Raw genomic sequence first — 25217 nt, 5'->3', positions numbered from 1 at the left:
TACATCGAACCTGGCAGCCCGTGGGAGAACGGATACTGTGAAAGCTTCAATGGCCGGTTCAGGGACGAACTGCTCAACGGTGAAATCTTCTACAGCCTGCGCGAAGCTCAAATTCTGATCGAGCAATGGAGGAGACATTACAACACAAAACGCCCCCACAGTGCTCTGGGTTACCGCCCGCCAGCGCCCCAAACCATCATCCCGATGGATCACAGGCCGATGATGCACTAACAATCAACTTGGACCAGTCAGATGAGGCTGCTCACACACCCTTGCCACGAATGCTGGTACGTCCGTGGATCAGCTGGAGCGGTTCTATCTGAAGAACATGGCTCCAACGAAAGAGCTGATTGAGAACTTACAGTACAGAGGATAGCGGATTTGGACGCATACAAAGCACATTCCCGAATATCTTTCAGATACTGAGCAGGTGGCGCAGCCCGAGTATCCTTAACATCTCTTAATGCTTTGTTCCTAATTCCTTAAGCCGCCGTTCCTTTATCGAAGTTATAGCAACAAAGTTCAGTCATAGGATGCAAGGCAATGGAAGAAGTGCTTAAAACACATTCGCTCAACGACTGGTTCAACCGGTTTTTGGCGAGGCGAGATAAAGCAAAGGTTAAAAGTTTTCGCCGCCATATCTACTCCAAGACCGTCAAAGAGCTGGAAAAACTGTGCGATGAGCGTTTGCACGACATCGGAGTTCCACGCAACGAAATACACCGCCGCGCGCACCAGAATATCTATCACCACCAACCGCTCGGAAACTGAAGTCGGTTGGTCAAGGGGAACTGTTAGAACAAGTGTAGCTACACCAGGTTAGGATAAATTTATGTTGGACAACACCGCCTCACTTAATGAGATGCCATCGGCAAGCAAATGAAAGCCATCTTATTCCTTGCGGCGCGATGATGTTTTTAGAACGGTACCTCGTAGAGAAATAAGACAACTTGAAAGAGCAAGAGAGCTAGAAGCCCAGAGTTGCTTGACGCACGGATTTGGTATCCGTGACCGGGAAGCTGGCCGTGGTAAAGTCTACTGATAGTAGTGTTACGCAAGGCCAACTTAGAGGCTGCACTGCTCGAAGTATTCATGTCAAACTCGTTACTTAATCTACCAGCCAGACATCTATCCCAGCGCTACGGTCGGTGCGAGAAAATCTGCTGATTGACGAGAATGTTCGATTTATTTGCATAGTTATTGGCGACAATCCCGTTGAGTGAAGGGGAATTTAACTAGTGTCGACAGTAAATGATTGTCCGTTGAGGGTTGATGCCCCGTTGTCCGCTGAGTGAACCCATCGTTTTTCGAACCAAGAGTGGAGTAAACTAAGAGAGTGTTCGGCTCATCTGGCTTGTGTGATCAAACTCACAGCGCAGTAGATAAGTTCGTATAGCTGACTTCAGGAGGTGACGATGTAGACGGGGACCTATCTAAGGTATCCTTACACTTTTCGGTGGAACACTTTTCTAAATCCTCCAAGAACTCCTTGGAAGAAACTAGTGCACCACTTTTCATCAAGATATTGATTTCAATATGTAAAGTGATCCCCCCCCTACAGGCACCATTTTATCTAGTAAAGTATTAGTTTCGCACCAGCTTTTGACAGCAGGCTGAAGCCGCAGACCAGTTCATCAAAATACACCTTCGTGAACGGCGGTTTTTTACTTCGGTCACCACTTAAGACACGGCTATACATTGCCAGCGACTCCCGTTAAGAGGCGGTCTTTAACCTTGGAAGATGCGCTGATTGCAATACCGCAAGGCACGTATCCCCCGGCTGATACAAAGAACACCACCGTGAAACAGACCATCGCAGATGCGCTTGCCCGCAAGGGTTACGATACTTTGACACAAGTCCAGCAGGCCGTGACACAGCCCGAGCTGGAAGGGCGCGATATGTTGGTGTCGGCGCAAACCGGATCGGGAAAAACCATCGGGTTCGGGTTGGCGATCGCACCACAGTTGCTGGGCGAAGATGAGACGTTCGGGGCGTCCGGCGCGCCGTTGGCTTTGGTGGTTGCGCCAACGCGGGAACTGGCCATGCAGGTCAAGCGCGAGCTGAGCTGGCTGTACTCGGATGCTGGTGCGTTTCTGGCCTCGTGTGTTGGTGGCATGGATATGCGTGATGAACGCCGGGCTCTGGCGCGTGGGGCGCATATTGTTGTCGCAACGCCGGGTCGCCTGCGCGATCATATCATGCGTGGTTCCATTGATCTGACCGCGATCCGGGCTGTGGTTCTGGACGAAGCCGATGAAATGCTGGACCTTGGATTTCGCGAGGATCTTGAGTTCATCCTGGATGAAACTCCGGCAGAGCGGCAAACGTTGCTGTTCTCAGCTACAGTCCCGCGCGCCATTGCTAGCCTGGCAACGCGCTATCAGCGCGATGCCGAGCGGGTGAGCACTGTCAGCGAGAAAACCCAACATGCCGATATCGAATATCGTGCGATGATGGTGGCGCCGCGGGACGGGGATAACGCGATCATCAATACATTGCGGTATTACGAAGCCCCCAATGCCATCGTTTTCTGTAACACCCGAGCGATGGTGTCACGACTGACCACGCGGCTTTCTAACCGCGGGTTTTCTGTGGTGGCACTGTCCGGTGAGCTGACGCAGAGTGAACGCTCTAACGCGTTGCAGTCGATGCGCGATGGGCGTGCGAGGGTATGTGTGGCGACAGATGTCGCGGCGCGCGGAATTGATTTGCCGAACCTCGATCTAGTAATCCATGCCGAGTTGCCCAACAGTCACGAGACGCTTTTGCATCGCTCCGGGCGCACGGGCCGGGCAGGGCGAAAGGGCGTCAGCGCCCTGGTGGTCGAGCCGTCATCGCGGAAAAAGGCCGAGCGTATTCTGAAGTTCGCAAAGCTCACGGCGGATTGGGGCGTCGCCCCTTCTTCGGATGAGGTGAACGAACGGGATCAGGCGCGGATGCTCGCCTCGGATGACTGGCAAGTCGAAGTTACCGAAAGTGAACAGGGTGCGGTTCAGCACCTGGTTGAAAAGTTTACCCCTGAGCAAATAGCAGCAGCGTATCTACGTCAGTATAAACTGCGCCATTCAGCACCGGAAGAGTTGGCCCCGGTTACGGCGGACCGCCCCAAACCCCGCGCCGCCTTTGGTCCGAGCGTTTGGTTTTCCTTGTCTGAAGGTCGCAACCAAAATGCCTCGCCACGCCATTTGCTGCCGATGATCTGCAAGGCCGGTGATCTGACCAAAGATGATATCGGTGCGATCCGGATTGCCGATGATGTGTCTTACGTCGAGATCCGCGAAGCCAGTGTTGCGGGCTTTCTGGCGGCTGTTGGACCGGGTATGAAAATCGAAGGTTCGAAAGACGTTGTGCGCTTGGATGGCGCGCCTGACGTGCCAGCGTTTGAGCGTCCAAGGTCCAACCGCCCACCCAAGGGTAAACCGCGCCCGCGCAAAGGGGACACCACCCCCGTTGATTGGAACGATGCCCCGACGCCTCGTAACCGCAAACCCAAACCCGAAGATCGTAAGCCCGGAAAAGCAGCGGAACGCGGTTTCAAACAGACCCGATCAAAAGAACATGGCTCGACACCGCACCGCGACTCGTCACTGAGCGAGGCGGATGTTAAATTCACGGCAACGAGCGCAAAGAAGAAAACCCACAAAACGCCCGCTCACAAGAGCAAAGACGGAAGCGTAAAGCCCGGCGGCAAACCCACCAAAGGCCCGCCGCCACCCAAGGGTAAACCCAGCAGCAAGAAGAATCGCGCCCGCGTTTCAGCCGCGAAAGCGGGCAAGGGCGGCGACGCTGTGCCGAAACGGCGCAAGACTTAGCACCGCTCAACGCGCCAGCGGTCATATTCCCGTCGACGCTCAGGTCCGAGCGTCGACGATTTCGAGTATCCGGTTGCGCTGAATCTTACCCGATGGCCCCTTTGGCAGATCATTCAGGATGTGAACCTCGTCAGGGGATTTAAACCGACCCAGCTTGGTCTCGCAAATCTCCAACAGGGTCAGCGACGTCAGCTCGGACCCTTCCCGGATTTTGACAGCGGCCTCGACGGTTTCGCCATAGCTGCGGCAGGGGCGTGCAAAGGCTGCGGCTTCGACAACGTCGGGGTGGGAATAAAGTGCCTCGTCGATTTCACGTGGGGCGATGTTCTCGCCGCCCTTGATGATCAGCTCTTTCAAGCGGCCCGTGACATAGACGTATCCATCCTCATCCATACGCGCCAGGTCGCCGGTGCGAAGCCATCCATCGGCAGTAAACGTGCCTGCCGTCGCCTCCGGATCCTTAAGGTATTCAAGCATCACATTTGGTCCGCGTATGACCAGCTCACCCTCGGTTCCGTGTGGGACGGGCCGTTGGTTCGCATCGCGGATCGCGGCGTCGTTTCCATAGGCAACACCTGGTGAGCCGATCTTGCGCACTCCCGGCGGAAGTGGGTTCGACAGGATCTGCGCGGCGGTTTCGGTAAGGCCCATGGTTTCGACGATGGGAACATCGAACCGTTCTTCGAAAGCCCGTTGTACGTCCGGTGCCAGCGCGGATGAGGCAGAGCGCCCAAACCGCAACCGCTGACGGGTTTGGATGTCCGGGTTGGTGTCGGATTGCAGCAGATGAGAGATGATGGTGGGCACAACCGAAAACCAAGTAGCCTGAGTCTTTCCAAGGTTCTCCCAGAACCGGCTGGCCGAAAACCGCTCGCACATAGCAAGTGACCCGCCCGAAACGAGCGTTCCCATTACAGTCACGCACAGACCGTTGATGTGATAGATCGGCAAGACGCAGAAACCGCGATCCGTGTCGGTCAGCTCATGTGCGACAGCGGTGGTCCAGCCGCCTGCCAAAAGGCTGGAATGGGTATGAACAACGCCCTTTGGTCTGCCGGTTGTGCCTGAGGTGTACATGAGAAGGGCATGATCATCGGGCGTCAGGTCGTAAAGCTGGGTATCTGCGTCACCAGCACCGGCGACCTGCAAAGGCTTGGTCACGGCAGGGTCGGCTGTTCGGCCAAACAACTCTGATTGATCCAGGTGCACGAAGGCAAAGCGTGCGACGCTGTGTTCAAGTGCGTAGGCCACGGCACTGTCGCCAGCGACGAGATTGATCATGGTTGCCCGGAATCCGCCATAGAGAACGCCGAACAAGGCGATAAGGGCCTCGCGGCAATTAGGATAGACAAGGGCGACGCTTTCGCCTTTTTGCGCCCCAAGGCTGGTCAACATGCTTGCGACGTTTTTGGCCGAGCCGTGCAATTCAGCCCAGCTCAGATCCTGTGCGCCATCGGGAAAAACAAACCCGGTTCCGCCCTGATCGGCTCTTAGGTCCAGCCAATCTCGGACAGTTCCTTTGGGCGGTTCCATCATTGGCCAGCCTCCCTCCAATACGCGCCGAATATATCTTCGAGTGCGGGTTCGCGTGGGGCTATTTCACGCACAATTTTGGTGGTCTGGACGAAGTGCCGCCAATGCAGGTTGGTATCGATAGAGTTTCCGCCCCAACTGCCGCATCCCATGGACAGGGAAAAGGGCATTCCGTTGTTAAAGCTGCCGCCCGTTGCAAAGGTATGTGCCTGGTTCACGATAACCCGGCAGGTGGGGAGCTCTCGGCCCAGCTCAATGGCGCGTGCGTCGTCGCTGGTGTGAATGCCGACCGAATGTCCGGCCCCCTGATGGCCCAGGACGCGCGCTGCGAGGGCTTTGGCGCCCGCATAGTCCGAGGCCCGGTACAGCGCCAGAACGCGGCTCAGCTTCTCTCCGGACAGGGGATGATCAGGACCGATCCCATCGGTCTCTACTGCCAGAAACTTCGTGCCGTCGGGTGCTTTGTCTGCCATCCCCAACGCATCAAGCATCTTGCCGGCATCCTGAGCGATCGCCGATCGGTTGAGGTGCCCATCTGGCCATAGCCTGGCAATGATACCATCAGCATCTGAAGCAGGGACAAGCGCACCGCCCTCGGCCGCCATTACTGCGACGAAGTCGTCATAGACTGCGTCCACCACCACAACCGCGTTCTCGGACGAGCACGAAGTCGCATTATCAAAACACTTTGACGCTGTGATCTTGGCCGCGGCCGCCGACAGATCGGCGGTTTCATCGACAATCACGATGACATTGCCCGCGCCGACCGCGACGGCCGGTGTGCCGCAGGACTGGGCCCGGTGGACGTTGTTCTGACTGCCGGTGCAGATCACCCGATCCGAGGTCTCCATCAGCCGTTGTGTTTTGGCCTTTGATCCCGGTGCGGGGATCATCTGGACCAGGTTCCGATCCAGCCCCAGCTTGTCAAACTCGGTGTGGATGAAACTTAGCAGCATTTCACAGGATACAACGCCCTTGGGCGAGGGGGCGACGACGATGGCGTTGCCACCTTTGAGAGCATTAATGATGTTGTTGGCCGGTGTTGCGGCCGGATTGGTTGAGGGAACGACCGCGCCTACGACGCCGATCGCACGGGCGATTTCTGTGATGCCTGTTTCAGGATCGTCGCTGATAACCCCATATGTCTTTGCCTCGGCAATGTCGCGCAGAAGACCCAGAGTTTTGCGGTGGTTTTTGGTGATCTTATCGGGGACATTGCCCAGCCCGGTGGTTTCAACCGCCAGTTCTGCCAGCGCCTGATTGCGCGCGGGTTCCATGATCGCCCAGCCTGCCGCCAGCGCCGCCTTGTCATAGAGCGCCTGACTGCCTGTAGCCTCATAGGCAGCCTGAGCCTTGCGCGCATGTGCCACGATCCGGTCCACTTCGGCGATTTCGGGGGCTATGTCGTTTGGAGCGTTCATTTTGGTCCTCGATTGGTTGTCCGGGACGGGTTCTACCCGCCCCGATTTGGGTCGGTTAAAGACCAGCCAGCAATTCGTTCAGCGTCTGCTGGCGCTGCGCCCACATCTCGATCACTTCGTCACGTGTCATGATGTGCATGGGCGAGCCACCCGCTTCCATCTTCTTGGAAACGCGGGAATTGGCGAACATCTCGGGCACGGTTGCGGCCAATTTTTCAATCACCTCAGGAGGTGTTCCCTTGGGCACCATCACACCCCGGAAATTGACCGAGGAGTTGTCCACGTCCAGCCCCTGTTCCATCATCGTCGGAACATCCGGCAGGAACGCGTTGCGTTCAAGATCAGCGACGCCGAGAATCTTCACATTGCCCGCCTCTTGCGCACGGAATGCATCGGACAGGTTGTTGATGCCGCCCATGACTTCGCCTGCGATGACGGCTTTCATCGCTGCGGCTCCGCCACCTTTGGTCGGGATGTAGGCCATCTTGGTACCGGCTGCCTTGTCGATCTGCAGCGCCGCGATGTGGTGGCCCACAAAAAGGCCCGCGCCGGATACGGTCAGCTTGCCTGGGTTTTCCTTGGCATAGGCGACAACATCATCCATCGAGTTGAATTCGCTGTCGGCACCAACCACGAACACGGCCGGGTCTGCGCCCCAGTTCGCGATGGGTTCAAAGCTGTCGGTCGAGTATTCGACGCCACCCTTGATCGACTGGGCGATGAAATGAGGAACGTTGTACGCACCCAGCGTATAGCCATCTGGATCGGCCTGAGTTGCGAACCAGTTCCAGCCAACGCGCCCACCGGCACCAGGCTTGTTGATGATGGCGATGGGCATTCCCAGCGCATCCTCGTTTCCAGATGTCATCGTGACGATCCGGGCCTGGAAATCGGTCGCGCCTCCGGCCCCGTAACTGACCATCATCATGATCGGCCGTTCGGGATATTCCTCGGCCATTGCCGCGCCCGTCAGGCCCGTCAGAGCCATTGCTGCCCCTGCAATCAATCGTTTCATTTTGCGTTTCCTCCCTGATTTAGTTCATCCGCGCTTTTGCGTGTTCAGAACAGAATTTCTCTTGGTGTGTAGACGTTCAAAAGCATGGCAAAGAGCCCGTACATCACGGCCACAAAGACCGCTGTGATGATCCCACGTTTGATCCAGGTTTTGACCTCGTTGTGGGGCGCGGGGTCGTAGATCGACAAAAGGGTAAAAAAGGCGATGGTCGTTGCGGTGTAGAACCCCAGCGTCTTCGCCGCCCAAAATACGAAGATCAGCGTGATGATCAGACCCGGCAGCATGTTCACGAACATCGTCCGCGTCACGCCGTTTCCGACCTTGGACAGACCCATGACCGCTTTGCCAAATGTCCATCCGGCCAGAACCACAAAGACCGTTGCGATCAGGCGTGGGAACAGGAATGCCTCGGCGGGTTGTTGCGTGTAACTGACCCATGCGACCCACAGGCCAACTGCAAAGACCAGACCTGACCCGAATACGTGCTGTGAGCGGTTCATGCCTGCACCTCCTCTTTGGTGGTGTAGCGGCGGCTGCGCAGTTCCATCCAAACCGAATAGGCGATCGAGGCCAGTACGACGGCGATCAGGAACAGGTTCAATCCACCGGTCATGAAGTACGAAGCCTTGCCGACGGTCGCGTCGGCGATCATTCCTCCCTGGATGAAGTTGGCCTCGGCGATAGGCCCGAGGATCAGGCCCAGTACCAACGGTGCAGCCGAGAAACCGAAGCGTTCCAAAAAGAACATGCCGATGCCGAGGCACGCCATCACATAGACGTCGCCCATCGAACCCTGAACCGAGTATGCGCCAAAGACCGAAAGGGCCAGAACGATGGCGGCCATAACCGATTGCGGAACCTGTGCGACGCGTGCGGCAAGACCCGCGACATAGAGGCCGAAGATACACATAAGCACCTGCCCGATCAGCATCGAGTTGATGAAGGTCCAGGCGACGTCGGGGTGATTATCAAACAGGTCCGAGCCCGGGAAAATCCCGTGGATCAGCAACCCGCCCAACAGCACGGCGGCGGTCGGGCTGCCGGGGATGGACAGCGTCAACAGTGGAACAAGCGAGGGTCCAACCATCGCGTTGTTGGCAGATTCCGCGGCGATGACACCCTCGGAATGGCCGGTACCGAACTTTTCTTTTTCCGACGAGAACTTTTTGGTCTGGTCATAGGCGACAAGGCCCGCGATTTGCCCACCGACGCCAGGGATCAGGCCGATGACCGAGCCTGTCAGCGTTCCGATGCTCAGCGCTCGGGTGCGGCTGAACAGTTCCCTGAACGCCGCCAGGATCGAGTGGCGTTGCACTTCGATCACTTCGGCGCCTGTGTTGTGCCGCCCTTTGGCAAACATGGTCAGCACCTGTGGGATCGCAAACAGGCCAATCAACGCGGCAATAATGTTTATGCCGCCGCCCAGTGCGGGGTGAAAGATAAAGCGTTGTGCACCCATGATGTCGTCGAACCCGATGGTCGCCAGCCACAACCCGATGCAACCGGACAGCAGCCCTTTGACCACCGAGGCGGAATCAAGTGTTCCGATGACCGTCACCCCCAGAATGGCCAGCCAGAACAGATGCGATGGTCCAAAGGCAAGCGCCCATTGCGCCAAAACCGGCGTCAGGAAGATCAGCAGCAGAACGCCAAAGATTCCGCCCACGGCCGATGCCAGAAAAGACAGCTGCAAGGCGCGGGCACCTTCGCCTTTTTTGGCCATCGTGTGGCCATCCAGAGTGGTGGCGATATTCGCCGGAGCGCCAGGAATCTTCAGCAGGATGGCACTGACCGCTCCGCCAGCCACGGTCGAGGTATAGGCCGCCCCCAGCAGGATCAGGCCTTGCGCGGCCTCAAGTTGGAAGGTGAACGGGATCAACAGGGCCACCGCCATCGTTGGTGACAGGCCGGGGGTCGCGCCCAGAATTAGCCCTCCGATCGTGCCGCCCAAAAGCAGCAGGAACGACATCGGCGTGAACACATCTCCGAAGTAGTAAATGAATTCCATCCTGGGCCTCCCAACCCGTCCGTTCGCACTTTTGCCTTTGTTGACAAATCAGGTTAGGGGATGAAAATAGTATTGCAAATGTTTTCATAAATTTGACCGGGTAGGGTAAAATTATGGCTAACTTTCAAAAGGGTAAGGTGGATATTGTAGCTGTTGCAAAGGCTGCAAAGGTGTCGCCGTCTACGGTTTCACGTACCTTCAATCACCCCGATCTGGTCAACCCGGCGACTCGCAAAAAGATCAATAAAGCGGTGCAGCGCTTGGGATACATCCGCAACCGCGCGGCCCAAACGATGCATGGGAAACGGTCGGGAACAATTGGCCTTGTCGTGCCCACAATCAACCACGCCATTTTTTCCGAGGTCATTCAGGCCTTTTCGGATTCGATCGACCAGGCAGGGTTCAGCCTGTTGCTGGCGTCCCATGGGTATGACCTGGATCGGGAATACGCGATGGTTCGCAAGTTTCTTGAACATCGCGTGGACGGTGTAGCGCTGGTCGGGTTGGAACATTCCGATGCCACCAACCGCTTAATCACGCAACAAAAGATACCCGCATTGGCAATCTGGAACTACTCAGAAGAATCACCCCTTCCTTGTGTGGGGGCGGACAACCATCTGGCCGGACGATTGGCGGCCGAACACCTGCTAGATCTGGGGCACCGTGATATCGGGCTGATCTTTCCCGAAACTCAGGGGAACGACCGCGCGCAACACCGCCTTTCCGCTGTGCATGACGCGTTGGGCGAACGGCGGGTTTCCGTACCAGATGAGCATGAGACCCAAGCGCCTTACAGTGTTTCTCAGGCCAAGCAGGCTGCCTTGGTCCTTTTGACGACGCCGAAACGTCCGACGGCATTGCTGTGTGGCAATGACGTCATTGCGCAGGGGGCGCTGTTTGCTGCCCAAAAACTTGGATTAAGCGTTCCAAATGATCTGTCGATAATTGGTATAGGAGATTTCAAAGGCTCAGCTGACGTCGAGCCGGGCCTTACAACCATCCGCATTCCCGCAGAAACCATAGGGGCGCTAGCCGGTGAAAAATTCACCGACTTTATTACGTCGGATGACCCAAAGCATTTCAGCATTCGCTGTGAATTGGAATGTGTAGCCAGACAAACGACCCGTTCGCTGGCGACCTGACAGGCCTGGGCAGAATAGCTAGGCTATGATTGCCTCAATCTTATCCAGCGTGGCTGCATTGACGGCAACACCATCGGTCTGTGCCTGCCTGCGCTTGCCGCCGCGCCCATCGCCGGGCAGATGCGCTCCGTTCTGTGCGCGGATTGCGCCGACCAACTCGCTGATCCCCGAAGTAAACGCATCGCCAGAGGTGGCGGTCGGGTCTATCGCAATGAAGAACTGCCCGGTCTTGGGCGGCCCACCGGCGGTGCCGGAAAAGGGCGAGGCGTTAATGCCAAGGGTCGCTCCGGTCAAAGCTGCGGCCATAATCTCTGTCAGTAGGGCAACACCGACGCCTTTGTAGCCGCCTGACGGTGCCATCGACCCCTTAAGGCCGACGTTGGGGTCTGTGGTCGGGTTGCCATCTGCGTCCAGAGCCCAGCCAACCGGGATCGGTTTGCCTTCGCGCGCATGTTTCATGACCTCGCTTTTGGCAATCGTGCTGGCGCTTTGGTCGATCAGCAGGGCAGGCTGGCCGTCCGCGCCTGGTGCCGCGATCGAGAAGGGGTTGGTTCCGACGACGGGTTTCGCACCGCCCGAAGGCGCGATCGAAGCCGGAGCATTGGTGAACCCCAACCCAACCAACCCGGCCTGCGCCAACCGGTATGTGTGGTAGCCAAGGACACCGCAGTTATAGCTGTTGCGGATCGACAGTGCCGCGATTCCTTGTTCACGTGCAGCTGGGATAAGGACCTCAAAACCCATATCAATTGCGGAATGGGCAAAGCCGGTTGCTGCGTCCACATTCACTGCGCCGGGGCGCGGGCGCGACAGTTCCGGTTGGGCCGTTCCGTCCACTTTCCCACATTGCACGTGCTCGCAATATATCGGGATGTAGGCCAGCCCGTGGCTGGCAACCCCATCCGCCTCGGTTGCAGCCGTCGCAACGGCCAATGGCCGGGCGTTGGCTTCAGCGGTTCCTGCGGCAACAAGCGCACGGAAGGCGAGATCTTCGATCTGCTCAAGGGGCAGTGTACGGGTTTCAATCATTGGGGCCTCTTCAATCGTTGTCGGATAAGCCCGCTCCGGCCCCGCGCAGGCGGGATTCCTCGGTGGCGGGGGCGTATGTGCGGTAGGCGAACCGGTTTAGTACCGCCCAATCGGTCAGATCGGGTTCAGCCCGTGTTCGATGCGGGACGGGGGCGGTAAGTTGGCCGCCAAGGTGCACAGATACCTGATGTGCCCGGTCCGGGATCGGGGCGTCCAGGGACAAGTCAAAACCGTCGGTTTCCGCTAGTGCGTGGTCATAATCTACGCTCACGCAGGTCGCTAGAAAGCGTGCGGCATTGGCCGCAAATGGAAGCAGCAGTGCGGGTACGGCTACGTTTCTTATTGCTATCGGGGATGAATTCAGGCGGTGGGCACAATCAGACAATAATGCGCCGGTCACCAATGGGCACAGCTGGTTTTCGCTCTGCCATTCGCCGCTCAGATCGGACGGGGTGTGTGTCTTTGGTGTACTCGCCAAATCAAGTTGCAGCAGCTGAGCCAAAGCACCGGTACCGTTTTGCCCGTGCGCGCACAGCCAGCGCGTTGCTTTCGCGGCTTCCTCAGCAAGTCCCCAGCTATATCCAGCTCCTCGGGTCGCACGCTTTGCGGTGGCTTCGACCTCATTCAGCGAGACGTTCATTGGGAAAGCTCCGGATAAACCCACAGATCTGCGGTTTTGGCATTCAGGTCTTCGGGGTAGGGCGCGCCAGCGTACATGCAGATACGCACCCAGCGGTCCGAGCGTGGGTCAAAATGCGTAGCACCAAAAAAGGATAACTTGGCCCGGAGCATATCGATGGGCATGACCCCAGCGCTGATCGTGTTGTCGCGAAGCTCGCCATATGGCGCGACAAGGCCGATCTGTGCACGCCGGATCGTGTGACGGTGTTCAGGATGGCGCAGTAGGAACTCGGCTATCGACCTGTCATCCTGCCAATTCTCAAGGTCCGCGAAAGCCAGCGCGGCGTCTCTGGCCGGGGCAAGGGGCTGTTCGTATTCGGCAATTGGTTCCTCGAACCGTTCACCCAAGCGTGGTTCCAGTTTTTCTTCAGACACGTACCAGGCGCGCGCGCAGTTTGCCTCTGCCGACCATTCCAAATCCAACGCCCAACCAAAGCGGTCCTGAATCGCGGTGCGGACCTGATCGACGGTCATGCCCCCGTTGATAACCTGTGCCTGCGCATTCCCGTCAGCCATACAGCGGGTCAGGCCATCCACCAGATCGCCATAGGGTTCCAGAACAAGTGAGGCGAGCAGTTCCTGCCCTTCTTCGCCAAGTGCGGTTTCGGACCATCGGATCAGCCTGTCCCACGGGTGGTCCTGCGTCAGGTCATTCTGATCCAGGTAGCTGGTAATTGCCGCAAGATCAGCATTCAGCGACGCAAGCTTCTCAATCTGGACCGGATGTTCTGATCGCCACCACGACATCGACAGTTTGCTACGATCGTAGATTTCACGAAAGTGTCGGGCTTCATCCTCAGACGCTGTTTGCAGGGATCGCACCCGTGCCAAAGCTTCCTCGCGCGTCATAATCCAATTGTTGAACAGCACCGGGTGGTTCACGATGAACGGAGCCATGCCAAGGCCGGTAGAGTTACCGATGCCCAGCCACTGCGCAATCTCGGGGTCCAGATCCGCCGTCTGCATACCGCCTTTGGCGAGGGCCATATGTTGCACCAGATCGCGGACAAATGTTCGCGTCAGGTAGACCGACAGCATTTCCGCCTGAAACGGTGCGTGCAGTTCTGGCCGGTTCGCTATCTTCTCGCGATCTGCGGCGCCGAACTTGCCCGATCCGTATACGGCCGTCGTCCGCATCAGGTAGCCAACTTTATGGATTTGCTCCAAGTCGGGCTGTTGTCCGGCAGCCAGCCTGTCGACCACGTGTTTCCACAAACGTACAGACCGGTTGGCGCGGGACAGTGACAGCTCGCTTTCGCTTACGCGCCCTGCCTCTTGCAAAGGAACGTTTTCTGACAGGCGTTGGATGTCCTGCTCCGTTGGGATGCCATCGAATAATGCGAAAGTGGCGTCCCACGCCTCGGCGATCACCCGGTCCGACCGTTGTTCGGGCGGCAGGTCATGGGCAAACGCAACCAGCGAATAGGCGCGATCCGGACCTTGCGCCGTGTAGACAGCGTGGCCGACGCCGTTTTCGTCGATCTCAAAAACAGGGCGCGTAAAGGCCCAGTTCTCACGCGCCATACGCCGGGTCAGTTGCCGCATGAAGCTGAGTCTGCACTGATGCAGCGAGCCCAGCCGCGACAGGCGCATAACCTGCGCAGGATCGCGTCGCGGGATATCAGTACTGACGTGGTTCATGCAGTTCTTGGCCCAAAGTTCTGATCGAAAAAGCGGTACCAGTTGCCGCCCATGATGCCCGAGACTTCTTCGGCGTTCATGCCAACGTTGCGCAGCCCGGTTTCGATATTGCCAAAGTCGCGATTGTCCGCGAACCAGCTGGGCATCGGCGGAAAGCCGGGATTGCTGGCGGAACCTTCGCCATAGTCGATTTCCTTGGTCCAGCGACCAACGCGCATCCACTCGACAATGCTGTCGGGTTGATCCTGACACAAGTCGGTGCCGATCCCCAGATTTTGTGCACCGTATTTGTCAGCCGTATGGGCGATCATCTCGCAAAAACTCTCCAGCGTGCAGTCGGACTTGTCTTTCAGGTGATGAGGGTAAACCGAAAAGCCCAACATCCCACCGTTTTCGGTCACTGCCCGGATCACCGCATCACGCTTGTTGCGCAGGGCCGGGGACCATTCGTGCGGGTTGGCGTGCGTAATGGCAATGGGGCGTTCGGACATCTCGGCGGCCTCGATGGTCGAGCGATCTGCCGAATGGCTCATGTCTACGACAAGCCCAACACGGTTCATTTCTTTGATGACCTGTTTGCCCATGCGGGTGATGCCGGTGTCTTCGGCCTCATAGCAGCCGGTCGCCAGCAGCGACTGGTTGTTATAGGTCAGCTGCATGAACCGCGCGCCCAGATCGTGCAGGATTTCCACCAGCCCGATATCATCTTCGATAGGCGAGGGGTTCTGGAAGCCAAAGAACACAGCCGTCCGACCGGTTTCCCGGGCGATGTCGATGTCGCTGGCCCAACGGCCTTTCATGATCAGGTCCGGAAATTGCTCAAACCAGCGGTTCCACTTTTCAAAGTTCAGAACCGTTTCGCGAAAGTTCTCGTGATACGAGATGGTGACGTGGATCGCATCCACGCCCCCTTCGCGTAGTTGGCGGAAGATTTTCTCCGACCAGTTGGCGTATTGCAGCCCGTCGATGCGCATCAGACCGGGGTCCCGGCGCTGATGTAGGCAGTTTTGACGGTCGTGTAGAACTCGGCCGCCGCCTTGCCCTGTTCGCGCGGTCCGTAAGAGCTGTCGCCGCGCCCGCCGAACGGAACGTGATAGTCAGTGCCTGCGGTCGGCAGGTTGACTGTGACAACACCGGTGCGTGCGTTGCGGCGGAAGTGCGTTGCGCGCGCAAGGCTTTGCGTCACGATGCCCGAAGTCAGTCCAAAGTTGGTTGCGTTCACCACGCTCAGCGCTTCTTCATAGCTGCCGACTTTGATGACGCTTGTCAGTGGCGCGAACATCTCTTCGCGGTTGATCCGCATATCGTTGTTGGTGTTCAGGAACACGCCGGGGGACATGTAGAAACCGTCATGCGGCATCTCAAGTCGCTGACCACCGCACGCCAACTCGGCACCTTCGGATTTACCCAGATCGACATAGGCCAGATTTTCGTTCAGTTGCTGTTCACTGACGACCGGCCCCATCTGAACGCCGTCTTCAAGCGCGTGGCCGACTTTCATGGCTTGCGCACCCGCGACAAGTTTTTCGACAAATGCATCGTGCACACCAGCATGAACAACCAGACGTGAGGATGCGGTACATTTTTGACCTGTCCCGCCAAAAGCCCCGCCCAATGCCAACGTCACCGCCAGATCCAGATCGGCGTCATCCATCACGGCCAGCGCGTTTTTCGATCCCATCTCCATCTGAACTTTGGTCAGGTTCTGAATGGCGGCGGCCGCGATGCCTTTGCCAACCGGAACGGAACCGGTGAAGGAAATCGCGTTGACCTTGGGGCTTTCCACCAAACGCTGACCGATCGAGCGGCCTGACCCCATGACAAGGCTGAATAGCCCTTTTGGAATGTCCTGACGTTCGATGATTTCGGTCAGGGCCACGGCAGAAGCCGGCGTGATGTTGGCGGGTTTCCAGACAACTGCGTTGCCATAGCACAGCGCCGGAGCAATCTTCCACGACGCGGTCGCAGTCGGGAAGTTCCACGGGCTGATGATGGCAACCACGCCCACGGCTTCGCGGCGGACGTCAATTTCAACACCGGGGCGGACGCTGTCGGCGTTTTCACCGATCTGGCGCAGGCATTCGGCTGCGTAATAGGTAAAGAACTGACCGGCGCGGTAAACCTCGCCCTTGCCTTCGGCCAGCGGCTTGCCTTCTTCGCGTGCCAGCAGGGTGCCCAGCTCTTCGGCGCGCGACATAAGCTCGTTGCCGATATTCATCAGAACCGCTTGCTTGCGTTCGGGACCGTAGGCTTCCCATTCTGCCTGTGCAACACGCGCCTGATCCAATGTGGCCTCAAGCTGATCCGCGCTGGCCTGTGCGAACATGCCAACCAGATCGCTCAGATCCGAAGGGTTGCGGTTTTCAATTTCGGTCTCGCCCGCCAGCCATTCGCCAGCAATCAGGTTCAGTTTTGTCACGATGCGCCCCAGAGTCATGAAAATTGGTCTGGCGCAGAATGGCTTTTTGAGTAGATATCAGTCAAACTCAAATAAATTGAGCAAACTTCAAAAAAGGTGAAGCTTGGCGATCAAGATCGAGACCTTACGGTGTTTTTGCACCGTTGCCCAAACAGGCAACCTGATCGAGGCGGCCGACCGGTTGGGCCGCACGCAGTCAGCGGTCTCGATGACCCTCAAGCAATTTGAGGATCATCTGGGTAAAAAGCTCTTTGAAGGAGAGCGCAAAAACCAGTTGTCCCCGTTGGGGTTACAGGTTTTCGAAGTGGCATTGAAACAAGTCCGCCAATTCGATCAGGCCGTCTTGGATATAATGGCCGCAGCAAAAGCAGAGCACGGGTTGCTGCGCATCGCGTCCGTTCCATCGGTTGCGGCGCTGATTTTTCCTAAGGTTCTGGCCTATGTCACAGAACGCTTTCCCGGCGTAAAAGTCGAATTGCGCGACACAGATACTCAGCAGGTATTGGACGCACTGGTTGAGGGTAAAGCGGATATTGGCATCGCCTCAGGTCAGCACGCGCTGAACGGAGTTCGGTCGCTTCCGTTGTTCGAAGACAGGTTTGGGCTGGTATGCGCCTCTGATCACCGATTGATACGACAGCCAAATACGCCAACAATTGACGAAGTCCTGACACTTCCGTTTATACGAAACGCGCTGTGCGATCTGATTCAATCGCCCAAGTTCCGGGCATCCGAAGCGCAGGCGGATGTTACTGTTCACAACACCCATTCCCTTATCACAATGGTCAAGACCGGGGATTGGGTAACGGTGTTGCCGCAATCGGTCGCAAGTTTCATGCCCGAGGCGACGGCGTTTCGCGAAATTGCGGATTTGCCCGATCAGCGCCAGGTCTGCCTCTATGTTAGTGAACATGCGCGGTTCAAGCATCTGACCGAAGAGGCGGTCGCTTACATTCTGGAACTGGGCGCTGCCTGATGGCAGAGTACGAGTTCACGGAAAATTTTCGACAAAGCCGAAACATTTCTATGATAATATCGAATTTGAGTACTTCTTGGACGTAACGCTTGATGGGTGACGCGTCACCATGTTTCAATTTTTCTTGCCGGGTCGGCGCATCGTGCGGCTGACCCAAAAATGGGAAGGCATCGGCTTTCCGACTTTGTTTGCAAGGTGCACCACGGCCCTCGGGCATAGAAAAACAGCGCCGCAGACGTCCAACATGGAGACACAAATGAGAAAATTAGCCACGTTACTGGGAGGCGCATCCGCTGTGATCGCCGGACCCGCCCTTGCTGCTGATATCGTGATCGGCGTGCCGAACTGGCCTTCGGTAAATGCGACGGCACATATTTTGAAAGTTGCGATCGAACAGAACCTCGGTCTTGAGGTTGAACTTCAGAATGGCACCAACCCGATTGTGTTCGAGGCGATGGACTCCGGTGCCATGCACGTACACCCTGAAGTTTGGATGCCCAACCAGCAAAACCTGCATGATACCTACGTAAAAGATAAGGGAACGGTTACGTTCAACGCAAACGGAGTTGAAGCCTTCCAAGGTATGTGCGTCGACAAGGCAACAGCAGAAGCACATGGCATTACGTCCATTGAAGACCTGACAAACCCCGACAATGCTGCGCTGTTTGACAGCAACGGTGATGGCCAGGGCGAACTTTGGATCGGCGCGCCAGGATGGGCGTCGACCAATGTCGAGAAAATTCGAGCCAAGTCCTATGGGTATGATCAGGTCTTTGAGCTGACAGAGATTGACGAGACAGTGGCTTATGCCAATCTCGACAACGCGATCAAGGCTGGAGACCCGTGGGTCGGCTTCTGTTACACGCCGCACTACGTGTTTGCCCTGCATGACATGCAGATCCTTGAAGAACCGGCGTACGACGCGGCCAAGTGGAACGTGTTGCAGCCCACAGATGACCCGGACTGGCTGGAAAAATCCGAGGCCGGCGTTGCCTGGGACCTAGCGTATCTGCACTTGCACTTCGCAAAGTCGCTTGAGGACGAATACCCCGAAGTGGCAACTATGCTGGCCAATATGAAACTGGATACCGATACGGTTTCGGCGATGACATATGCATTGGTGATCGAAGGTAAAGAACCTTTGGCCTATGCCGAGGAATGGGTCGGTGCGAACGAAGATGCCGTTCTGGGCTGGATGTCAAATTGATTGACGCCGACCGGAACTGAAACTCTGGCAGGCCGTCGGGACAGCCCCGGCGGCCTGTTTTGCACCAAAGGGACAAAAATGACCGAAACAGTCGTTAAACTGACGGATGTCTGGAAAATATTTGGCGCAAAAGCCGAAGAAGCCATGGAAGCCGTCCGGAATGAAGGCATCGGAAAGCCTGAAGTTCTGGAAAGATTCAATTGTGTCGTTGGCGTGCAGGGCGCGTCCTTCGAAGTGCCAAGGGGCGAGATTTTCTGCATCATGGGCCTGTCAGGCTCTGGCAAATCGACGCTGGTACGACATGTTAATCGCCTGATCGAACCGACCGCCGGAAAGATCGAAATTCTGGGGCAGGATGTCTCCAAGATTTCCGAGGCCGAGCTGCGTCGCATTCGGGCCATGCAAATCGGGATGGTGTTTCAGCACATGGCACTGATGCCTCACCGATCGGTTCGCGATAACGTCGCCTACCCGCTGGAAATCCGCAAAGTGTCCAAGTCGAAACGCTGGGCAGTTTCAGATCATGCACTGGGGTTGGTAGACCTGACAGGCTACGAGGATCGCCTGCCCAAAGAGTTGTCGGGTGGGATGCAGCAACGTGTAGGGATCGCCCGTGCGCTGGCCTCGGACCCCGAGATTTTGTTGATGGACGAGCCGTTCTCGGCGTTAGATCCGTTGATCCGGTTGCAACTGCAAGATCAGTTCAAGGCGCTTGTGGCGCAGCTGAAAAAGACGACGTTGTTCATCACGCACGACCTGGACGAGGCCATCCGTATCGGGCACCGGATCGCCATCATGAAAGACGGCGTCATCGTTCAGATTGGCACGCCCGAAGATATCGTCATGAACCCGGCGGACGACTATGTGCGTGAGTTCGTGCAGGGCATTTCCAAGCTCAAACTGGTCAAGGCGCATTCGATCATGGAACCAATCGACAGCTATTCCGGCTCGACCGATGGCGCACCACGCGCGGATGAAGGGGCGGATTTGGACCAGTTGATCGACCTTGCCGTCAATACAGACCTGCCGGTCATCATTACCGATGCTGGCGCTGATGTAGGCGTGGTCACTAAACCGCGTTTGCTGCGCGGAATTCAGGGGGGCAAAAATGACTGATGCAACCACGGAAGTAAAAGTCACGGCCGCCTCGGATATCGAAGTCGACCGTGAGGCGCTGGACCGTTCAATCCATGAATTTGCGGGACCAAACGGCGATTATTACGTCAACGCTTTTCACAAAATCCATGATGCGACCAGTGGCATTCCAAACACGTTCAACATCTGGGCGGCTGTTCTGGGGCCGTTCTGGTCAGCCTCACGTGCGATTTGGGGGATGTTCTGGACTTTCCTGATCCTGGAAATCATCGCGTGGGTTCAGATCGGTCGCGGTGCCTGGGGCAATCCCGGCGCTGATCTGGCCGAACGGGCTGAACGTCAGCAGACCCGCGCGAACGAGCTATTGGAACGTGCGACTGCGGCCACCGAAAAGGCGGACATTGACCGGTTCAACAAGTTGGCTGCGAATATCCAGAAGGCCGCAGATGCTAGTTTTGAGAAAGCGGCGTCCGCCCAGTCTGAGGCGTTTGGCATCATGGTTACAGGCCTGTTGATGTTGCTGGTTTTCAAGCTTGCGCAAGGTTTTTATGCGGACCGCGTGTACGAAAAGCAGTACTCGAATTGGCGGACAGATCCTGCCAGCACCGAAAGCGGCCGCTCGACCCGCAACACTGTTCTGGGTGCTGTTTTGGTGGCCGCAATTGGCCCGCTGATCGTTTACAAATTTACCGTAAACGCCTCACTTCCATTGTTGGATGCATTCCCCGAGCAGGAAGTCTCCGCAATGATATTGGGCGAAGGCAACGGAACGTTGTTCTCAAACCTGGCAAGCTGGATGGAGGCGCAAATAGATGCAGCCGCCGCAGCCGGCGGGGATGTATTCGATGGTATCGTTGCGGGTGTGCGATCTGTTCTGGATGCGTTGACGGTGGCATTGATCGGTTCCCCGTGGCCGGTTGTGATGTTGGTGATCTGTGTGACCGCGTGGCGCGCGGCAGGGCCAAGAGTGGCAATCTTCACCGCGTCTTCGTTGGCCTATATCGCGCTTCTGGGGTATTGGGATGTGGCGATGGAAACCGTGGCCTTGGTGGGCGCGGCGGTGCTGTTATGCGTGGTTTTTGGCATTCCGCTGGGCATCTGGTTCGGCAAATCCAAGCGCGCCTACCGGGCGGCCGAGCCGGTGTTGGACCTGATGCAGACATTGCCGGCGTTTGTCTACTTGATCCCAATCATCGCTTTCTTTGGCACAGGCAACCCGCCGGGCATTTTGGCGACAATCATCTTTGGTATGCCGCCAGTCATTCGCTTGACCGCGCTGGGGATGCGCGGGGTTCCGGAAAGCATCAAAGAGGCTGCCGTGGCCTTCGGGGCATCGAAATGGCAGTTGCTCAAGGATGTTGAGATCCCGCTTGCCCTGCCGTCGATCATGACCGGCGTGAACCAGACTATCCTGATGTGCTTGTCGATGGTGGTGATTATCTCGCTGATCGGCGGTGGAGGTCTGGGCAAGGAAATCCTTGAAGCGCTGCAATACGCTGCCAAAGGTCCGGGTCTGCTGGGTGGGTTCGCCATCCTGTTCCTGGCCATGGTCATGGACCGTATTGTTCAAGGTGCCTTCCGCCGAGAAGACGAAAAACTCTGAACGCAAACGCCCCCGGTTCACATCGGGGGTGTTTTTCTTTCACCGGAGACGCAGATGACCGACCTTTACGAACAGTCTATGATGGACAATCTATATTGGTGGGGGATACCGACCCTATTTCGGTGCCCCAATCAAGGTCCCGAAGGGCAGGACATCGCTTTGGTCGGAGTGCCGCATTCGGCAGGCAACGGCACAACCGAGCGGGATCAGCATTTGGGCCCGCGTGCTTTGCGGCATGTCTCGGCCGTACAGCGGCGGGTACATTCGGTGTTTGAAATTGATCCGTGGAATTGTGCGAAGATTGCAGATGTAGGCGACGTTCCATTTCCGCGGGCAAACGATAACGAAGACTGCATCGAACGGATTACGGCTTTTTACAAAGACATCGATGCAGCCGGTGCGCGCCCGGTGTCGATTGGCGGCGACCACTCCATCACTGGCGGGATCGTGCAAGCGCTGGGTCGCGGTAAACTGGCTGGTGGAGAGCCTGTCAGCTTTCTGCATTTGGATGCGCATACGGACGTCTTCACCAAGGTCGATCATTTCCTGGGGGCGAAGAAATCAGCGGCCCATTGGGGCGCGTATCTGGCGGATCAGGGGCAGGTCGACCCCACGCGATCCATGCAAATCGGACTTAGGGGCCATCCGCGAAGCTTGGACTGGCTGCAGCCGTCCTACGACTATGGCTACAACATCGTCACCATGCGTGAATTCCGTCAACGAGGGTTGGAAGACGTCGTGGCTCAGACCAAAGAAATTCTGGGCGACCGCCCGGTCTATATCACGTTCGATCTGGATTGCCTTGATCCAACTGTCGCGCCTGCCGTGTCCAATCTGGAACCGGGCGAGAAGGGTTTCGATATTGACGAGGCTGTCGGCATTCTGCGTGCCGCGCGCGGGTTGAACATTGTGGGCGGGGACGTCGTTTGCATGATGCCAACCAAGGACAGCCCGAACAACATCACCGCGCTAACGGCAGCTGCGGTGATGTTCGAAATGATCTCGATGATCGCCGAAAACGCCAGCTAGCGCCGTGCGTCCAAGGCCTGCGCCAAAACGCAGAGCAGTTCGAACATCAGCGAAATGCCCAGCCACGCGGTGCCTCCATTCGGATCGAATGGGGGCGATACTTCGACCAGATCAGCGCCAATCAGGTTCACACCAGACATCCGGCGGATGACCTGCTGCGCCTGAAAACTGTTTGGTCCCCCGATCTCGGGCGTTCCGGTGCCAGGGGCGTAGGTTGGGTCAACAAAATCAATGTCATAGGTGCAATAGGTTGGTGCTTGCCCAACGATACCGCGCACCTCGGCCATCACGTCGTCGATGCCCCGATCAAATAGTTCCTCGATACGGATGATGCGAATACCCTGTGCCTCGCCCCATTCGATGTCTTCGGTGTTGTAGGCGGTGCCCCGGATGCCAACCTGAACAAAGCGTTTGGGGTCGACCAGTCCTTCTTCTACCGCGCGCCGAAACGGAGTGCCGTGGGTGAACTTATGGCCGCCAAAATAGCTGTCGAACAGGTCCGTGTGGCTGTCGAACTGGATCAGGCCGACGGGGCCTGCGGCTGCAAGCGCGCGCAAAACGGGCAGGGTGGTCAGGTGGTCCCCGCCAGCGGTGAGCGGAACAATGCCTTTTGCCTGTAGGGTTGAGTAGAAATCCGTAACTCGGTTCAGAGTATCTTCGATATCAACCGGATTGGGCGCAACGTCGCCAAGATCGGCGCAATTGACCATTGAGAACGGCGCGACGCCTGTGACTGGGTTCATCGCGCGGATCATCGTGGAATAGTCCCGCAATTGTCGCGGACCATGCCGCGCGCCAGGGCGATTGGTAGTGCCGCCATCCCACGGGATGCCGATGAGACCGACCTGAACATCCAAAATCCGTTCGTGATCCAGGTCCAGGCTGGGCAAACGCATGAACGAGGGGATGCCGGCAAACCGGGCCAGCTCCATCGCCGATACCGGCTGAAAAAATGAATCGGTCATGGCCTTATCCTTCGCGCAATTCCCATTGGACCCTAGCGGCCCAATGAAGTGTTGGGAATGCTCTGTGGCTTTTATATCAGAATGCGGAAACGTTTCCGGATTTCGGCATCCAGTTCGGCGCTCAGGTATTGTGGGTGATGACTGGCCAGAACCTCTTTTGCGTGATGTCGGGCAGATGACCATGCGTCTTTCGCACCATCGTTTTGCCACGTGCGGGGCTCCTGTCGATCGGCGAGTTCGGGGTAAAAGTAATCCCGCTCCATCGCCGCATAGGTTTGTTCACTTCCCAAAAAATGCCCGTCACCCAGAACAGAATGGCAGATGGCGTCAAAACCCAGGTTTTCCTCGCTCACCTCAATCCCGCGCAGCGCCCGATAAGTGTGTGAGTGCATTTCGTTATCCAGAACAAAACCCTCGAAACTAGCGCCCAATAGCGATGCGGTCATGCCTGAGCTTTCATAGATCAGGTTGCCCCCGGCCAAGGCCGCCGCAAGCGAGGTCATGCCTTTTTCAAGGCCATATTGTGCGTCGATGGCCTTTGCGTCGGTCATGGACGCGGCTACGCCCGAGGGCAGACCTAACCAGTTCGTGATCTGCGCTGAGGCGGCATTCAGAACAGCCGTCTCTCCGCTGCCGCCGGCAAAAGACCCGGTCCTGAGGTCTACGATGAAAGGCCAATTGGAAAACACCATCGGAAATCCGGGTCTGATCGCGTAGACCATGACAAGGCTGGCCAATGTCTCGGCCAGCGATTGCGCCAAAAACCCGGCCAAAGTCGCCGGGGCCGTGGCACCGGCCTGCGCGGCCGTGATGCACGACATGGGAATGTTGTGGGCGACGCATTCATAGACGACATCAACCGCATCCTCCCCATACCGCAGTGGCGAAATCACTGGGCTGATATGAGCTTTCAGGAAGGGGCGTTTGGCGAATTCACCCGGCCCTCCGGCGACGATATCCAGCAACTCGACAATGGGGCCGACATGTTCGGCCAGAGTAAACGATGTTGCCACTGGTTTGGTCGTATTGCGCACCAGCGCATAGGCGGTGTTGACGTCCAGATCGAATACATCAGGTACGTCTGTGGCCACGCAGCATCGGGTGAACCAGCTGACATTGGCCAGCGTGTCCTGCAATCGGGTGAAGTCGTGCAAATCCGCCAAGGTAGAGGGGCGATAAAGGCCGCTATCGATGTCCAGCGTTTGAACGGCGGCGCCACCCGTGCCGAAATACACGCGGTCGCCGCCAACCTCGATCGAGCGGTTTTCGTCCCGGCCATGGAGCACGAAACTTTTGGGGGCTGTATCGATTGCGCGCTGAACCATTTCACGCGGGAACAGCAACCGGTCTTGCTGACCCGCCTGCGCACCTGCGGCTTTGAGGTCTGCCGCTAATTTGTCTGGCACGTTTCCCATGCCCAAACGTTCCAACAGCTGCAGTGCTGTATCGTATATCTGTTCGATCTCGCGTTGGCTCAGAGGTTTATAAGCGCCGCCCTTCTGGCCGGGTGGGCAGGGGTCTACGACCGGTTTGGCTGCTCGCTGGGCATGCCGCGCTTTTCGGCCGCTGCGTTTAGAACCCTCTGATGACATCCGGTCCAATTCCTTTTTATCACTTTCCTGCACCGTAAGGGGCGGAAC

The 25217-nt window shown here is 57.2% G+C and carries 21 protein-coding genes; 9 read left to right on the top strand and 12 right to left on the bottom strand.

Features of this window, described 5'->3' with window-relative positions; all coding sequences use genetic code 11:
* The 3 genes from AC2FIB_RS16000 to AC2FIB_RS15990 form a co-directional block, all read left to right on the top strand.
* Positions 1–231: integrase core domain-containing protein (locus AC2FIB_RS16000; protein ID WP_496842380.1), on the top strand; the 231-nt coding region annotated here is incomplete at its 5' end.
* 312 nt (positions 232–543) lie between these two features.
* Positions 544–771, top strand: coding sequence for a DUF1127 domain-containing protein (locus tag AC2FIB_RS15995; RefSeq protein WP_496842379.1), 228 nt, complete (start codon positions 544–546; stop codon positions 769–771).
* 1029 nt (positions 772–1800) lie between these two features.
* Complete coding sequence (locus AC2FIB_RS15990) at positions 1801–3813, top strand: DEAD/DEAH box helicase (RefSeq protein ID WP_496735275.1); 2013 nt, start codon at positions 1801–1803, stop codon at positions 3811–3813.
* Between the two features lie 39 nt (positions 3814–3852).
* On the opposite strand, the gene AC2FIB_RS15985 is transcribed toward AC2FIB_RS15990, so the two are convergent.
* The 5 genes from AC2FIB_RS15985 to AC2FIB_RS15965 are packed head-to-tail and all read right to left on the bottom strand — an operon-like array spanning position 3853 to position 9790.
* Entirely contained in the window at positions 3853–5349 is a 1497-nt protein-coding gene (locus AC2FIB_RS15985; RefSeq protein WP_496735277.1) for an AMP-binding protein, read from the bottom strand.
* Positions 5346–6767, bottom strand: a complete 1422-nt coding sequence (sauS, locus tag AC2FIB_RS15980; RefSeq protein WP_496735278.1) for an acylating sulfoacetaldehyde dehydrogenase — start codon at positions 6765–6767, stop codon at positions 5346–5348. The genes AC2FIB_RS15985 and sauS overlap by 4 nt, the downstream gene beginning before the upstream one ends.
* Positions 6768–6822: 55 nt before the next feature.
* Entirely contained in the window at positions 6823–7782 is a 960-nt protein-coding gene (locus tag AC2FIB_RS15975) for a Bug family tripartite tricarboxylate transporter substrate binding protein (RefSeq protein WP_472723032.1), read from the bottom strand.
* 44 nt (positions 7783–7826) lie between these two features.
* Positions 7827–8282: a tripartite tricarboxylate transporter TctB family protein gene (locus AC2FIB_RS15970; protein ID WP_496735280.1), complete on the bottom strand. Its 456-nt coding sequence runs from the start codon at positions 8280–8282 to the stop codon at positions 7827–7829.
* The gene (locus AC2FIB_RS15965; RefSeq protein WP_496735282.1) at positions 8279–9790 is read right to left on the bottom strand and encodes a tripartite tricarboxylate transporter permease; all 1512 of its coding nucleotides are present in this window, start codon (positions 9788–9790) and stop codon (positions 8279–8281) included. The genes AC2FIB_RS15970 and AC2FIB_RS15965 overlap by 4 nt, the downstream gene beginning before the upstream one ends.
* A gap of 113 nt (positions 9791–9903) precedes the next feature.
* Between AC2FIB_RS15965 and AC2FIB_RS15960 the strand changes: the two genes are divergently transcribed.
* On the top strand, positions 9904–10932 hold the full coding sequence (locus AC2FIB_RS15960; RefSeq protein ID WP_496735284.1) for a LacI family DNA-binding transcriptional regulator: 1029 nt from the start codon (positions 9904–9906) through the stop codon (positions 10930–10932).
* Positions 10933–10950: 18 nt separating this feature from the next.
* Here the strand turns inward: AC2FIB_RS15960 and AC2FIB_RS15955 are convergent, their stop codons facing one another.
* From AC2FIB_RS15955 to AC2FIB_RS15935, 5 genes are read right to left on the bottom strand one after another with little or no spacing between them, the layout of a single operon-like run.
* Positions 10951–11961 (bottom strand): Ldh family oxidoreductase, encoded by a 1011-nt coding sequence (locus tag AC2FIB_RS15955; RefSeq protein ID WP_496735285.1) that lies wholly within the window; start codon positions 11959–11961, stop codon positions 10951–10953.
* 10 nt (positions 11962–11971) lie between these two features.
* Positions 11972–12601 carry a DUF3726 domain-containing protein gene (locus tag AC2FIB_RS15950; protein WP_496735286.1) on the bottom strand — a complete coding sequence of 210 codons (630 nt, stop codon included), beginning with the start codon at positions 12599–12601 and terminating at the stop codon, positions 11972–11974.
* Positions 12598–14283, bottom strand: coding sequence for a hypothetical protein (locus tag AC2FIB_RS15945; protein WP_496735288.1), 1686 nt, complete (start codon positions 14281–14283; stop codon positions 12598–12600). Before AC2FIB_RS15945 ends, AC2FIB_RS15950 begins: the two co-directional genes overlap by 4 nt.
* Complete coding sequence (locus AC2FIB_RS15940) at positions 14280–15257, bottom strand: membrane dipeptidase (RefSeq protein WP_496735290.1); 978 nt, start codon at positions 15255–15257, stop codon at positions 14280–14282. The genes AC2FIB_RS15945 and AC2FIB_RS15940 overlap by 4 nt, the downstream gene beginning before the upstream one ends.
* Positions 15257–16720: an aldehyde dehydrogenase family protein gene (locus AC2FIB_RS15935; protein WP_496735292.1), complete on the bottom strand. Its 1464-nt coding sequence runs from the start codon at positions 16718–16720 to the stop codon at positions 15257–15259. Before AC2FIB_RS15935 ends, AC2FIB_RS15940 begins: the two co-directional genes overlap by 1 nt.
* Positions 16721–16805: 85 nt before the next feature.
* On the opposite strand from AC2FIB_RS15935, the gene AC2FIB_RS15930 reads away from it, so the two are divergent.
* The 5 genes from AC2FIB_RS15930 to AC2FIB_RS15910 all read left to right on the top strand — a co-directional run bounded on the left by AC2FIB_RS15930 (position 16806) and on the right by AC2FIB_RS15910 (position 22612).
* Positions 16806–17678 carry a LysR family transcriptional regulator gene (locus AC2FIB_RS15930; protein ID WP_058275410.1) on the top strand — a complete coding sequence of 291 codons (873 nt, stop codon included), beginning with the start codon at positions 16806–16808 and terminating at the stop codon, positions 17676–17678.
* A gap of 256 nt (positions 17679–17934) precedes the next feature.
* Positions 17935–18885 carry an ABC transporter substrate-binding protein gene (locus AC2FIB_RS15925; protein WP_496735295.1) on the top strand — a complete coding sequence of 317 codons (951 nt, stop codon included), beginning with the start codon at positions 17935–17937 and terminating at the stop codon, positions 18883–18885.
* A 78-nt stretch (positions 18886–18963) separates the two neighbouring features.
* Positions 18964–20001 carry a quaternary amine ABC transporter ATP-binding protein gene (locus tag AC2FIB_RS15920; protein WP_496735296.1) on the top strand — a complete coding sequence of 346 codons (1038 nt, stop codon included), beginning with the start codon at positions 18964–18966 and terminating at the stop codon, positions 19999–20001.
* On the top strand, positions 19994–21583 hold the full coding sequence (locus AC2FIB_RS15915) for an ABC transporter permease (protein ID WP_496842376.1): 1590 nt from the start codon (positions 19994–19996) through the stop codon (positions 21581–21583). The genes AC2FIB_RS15920 and AC2FIB_RS15915 overlap by 8 nt, the downstream gene beginning before the upstream one ends.
* A 54-nt stretch (positions 21584–21637) precedes the next feature.
* A complete protein-coding gene (locus AC2FIB_RS15910) occupies positions 21638–22612 on the top strand; it encodes an arginase family protein (RefSeq protein ID WP_496735299.1) in 975 nt (324 codons plus the stop codon).
* Here the strand turns inward: AC2FIB_RS15910 and AC2FIB_RS15905 are convergent.
* Together AC2FIB_RS15905 and AC2FIB_RS15900 are read right to left on the bottom strand one after the other, a co-directional pair.
* Positions 22609–23577 (bottom strand): agmatinase, encoded by a 969-nt coding sequence (locus tag AC2FIB_RS15905; RefSeq protein ID WP_496735301.1) that lies wholly within the window; start codon positions 23575–23577, stop codon positions 22609–22611. The genes AC2FIB_RS15910 and AC2FIB_RS15905 overlap by 4 nt on opposite strands.
* A 71-nt stretch (positions 23578–23648) precedes the next feature.
* Positions 23649–25169, bottom strand: coding sequence for a trimethylamine methyltransferase family protein (locus AC2FIB_RS15900; RefSeq protein WP_282118892.1), 1521 nt, complete (start codon positions 25167–25169; stop codon positions 23649–23651).
* Positions 25170–25217: the final 48 nt, after the last annotated feature.

The sequence above is a fragment of the Ruegeria sp. YTSA072 genome (assembly GCF_059610285.1).
The sequence above is the reverse complement of the archived record's forward strand: the minus strand, read 5'-3'. Positions and strand labels throughout refer to the sequence as shown.

Coding starts and splice junctions, on each gene's coding strand:
- AC2FIB_RS15995 (WP_496842379.1), top strand. CDS start 544: ATGGAAGAAGTGCTTAAAACACATTCGCTCAACGACTGGTTCAACCGG.
- AC2FIB_RS15985 (WP_496735277.1), bottom strand. CDS start 5,349: ATGATGGAACCGCCCAAAGGAACTGTCCGAGATTGGCTGGACCTAAGA.
- sauS (WP_496735278.1), bottom strand. CDS start 6,767: ATGAACGCTCCAAACGACATAGCCCCCGAAATCGCCGAAGTGGACCGG.
- AC2FIB_RS15975 (WP_472723032.1), bottom strand. CDS start 7,782: ATGAAACGATTGATTGCAGGGGCAGCAATGGCTCTGACGGGCCTGACG.
- AC2FIB_RS15970 (WP_496735280.1), bottom strand. CDS start 8,282: ATGAACCGCTCACAGCACGTATTCGGGTCAGGTCTGGTCTTTGCAGTT.
- AC2FIB_RS15965 (WP_496735282.1), bottom strand. CDS start 9,790: ATGGAATTCATTTACTACTTCGGAGATGTGTTCACGCCGATGTCGTTC.
- AC2FIB_RS15960 (WP_496735284.1), top strand. CDS start 9,904: ATGGCTAACTTTCAAAAGGGTAAGGTGGATATTGTAGCTGTTGCAAAG.
- AC2FIB_RS15955 (WP_496735285.1), bottom strand. CDS start 11,961: ATGATTGAAACCCGTACACTGCCCCTTGAGCAGATCGAAGATCTCGCC.
- AC2FIB_RS15950 (WP_496735286.1), bottom strand. CDS start 12,601: ATGAACGTCTCGCTGAATGAGGTCGAAGCCACCGCAAAGCGTGCGACC.
- AC2FIB_RS15945 (WP_496735288.1), bottom strand. CDS start 14,283: ATGAACCACGTCAGTACTGATATCCCGCGACGCGATCCTGCGCAGGTT.
- AC2FIB_RS15940 (WP_496735290.1), bottom strand. CDS start 15,257: ATGCGCATCGACGGGCTGCAATACGCCAACTGGTCGGAGAAAATCTTC.
- AC2FIB_RS15935 (WP_496735292.1), bottom strand. CDS start 16,720: ATGACTCTGGGGCGCATCGTGACAAAACTGAACCTGATTGCTGGCGAA.
- AC2FIB_RS15925 (WP_496735295.1), top strand. CDS start 17,935: ATGAGAAAATTAGCCACGTTACTGGGAGGCGCATCCGCTGTGATCGCC.
- AC2FIB_RS15920 (WP_496735296.1), top strand. CDS start 18,964: ATGACCGAAACAGTCGTTAAACTGACGGATGTCTGGAAAATATTTGGC.
- AC2FIB_RS15915 (WP_496842376.1), top strand. CDS start 19,994: ATGACTGATGCAACCACGGAAGTAAAAGTCACGGCCGCCTCGGATATC.
- AC2FIB_RS15910 (WP_496735299.1), top strand. CDS start 21,638: ATGACCGACCTTTACGAACAGTCTATGATGGACAATCTATATTGGTGG.
- AC2FIB_RS15905 (WP_496735301.1), bottom strand. CDS start 23,577: ATGACCGATTCATTTTTTCAGCCGGTATCGGCGATGGAGCTGGCCCGG.
- AC2FIB_RS15900 (WP_282118892.1), bottom strand. CDS start 25,169: ATGTCATCAGAGGGTTCTAAACGCAGCGGCCGAAAAGCGCGGCATGCC.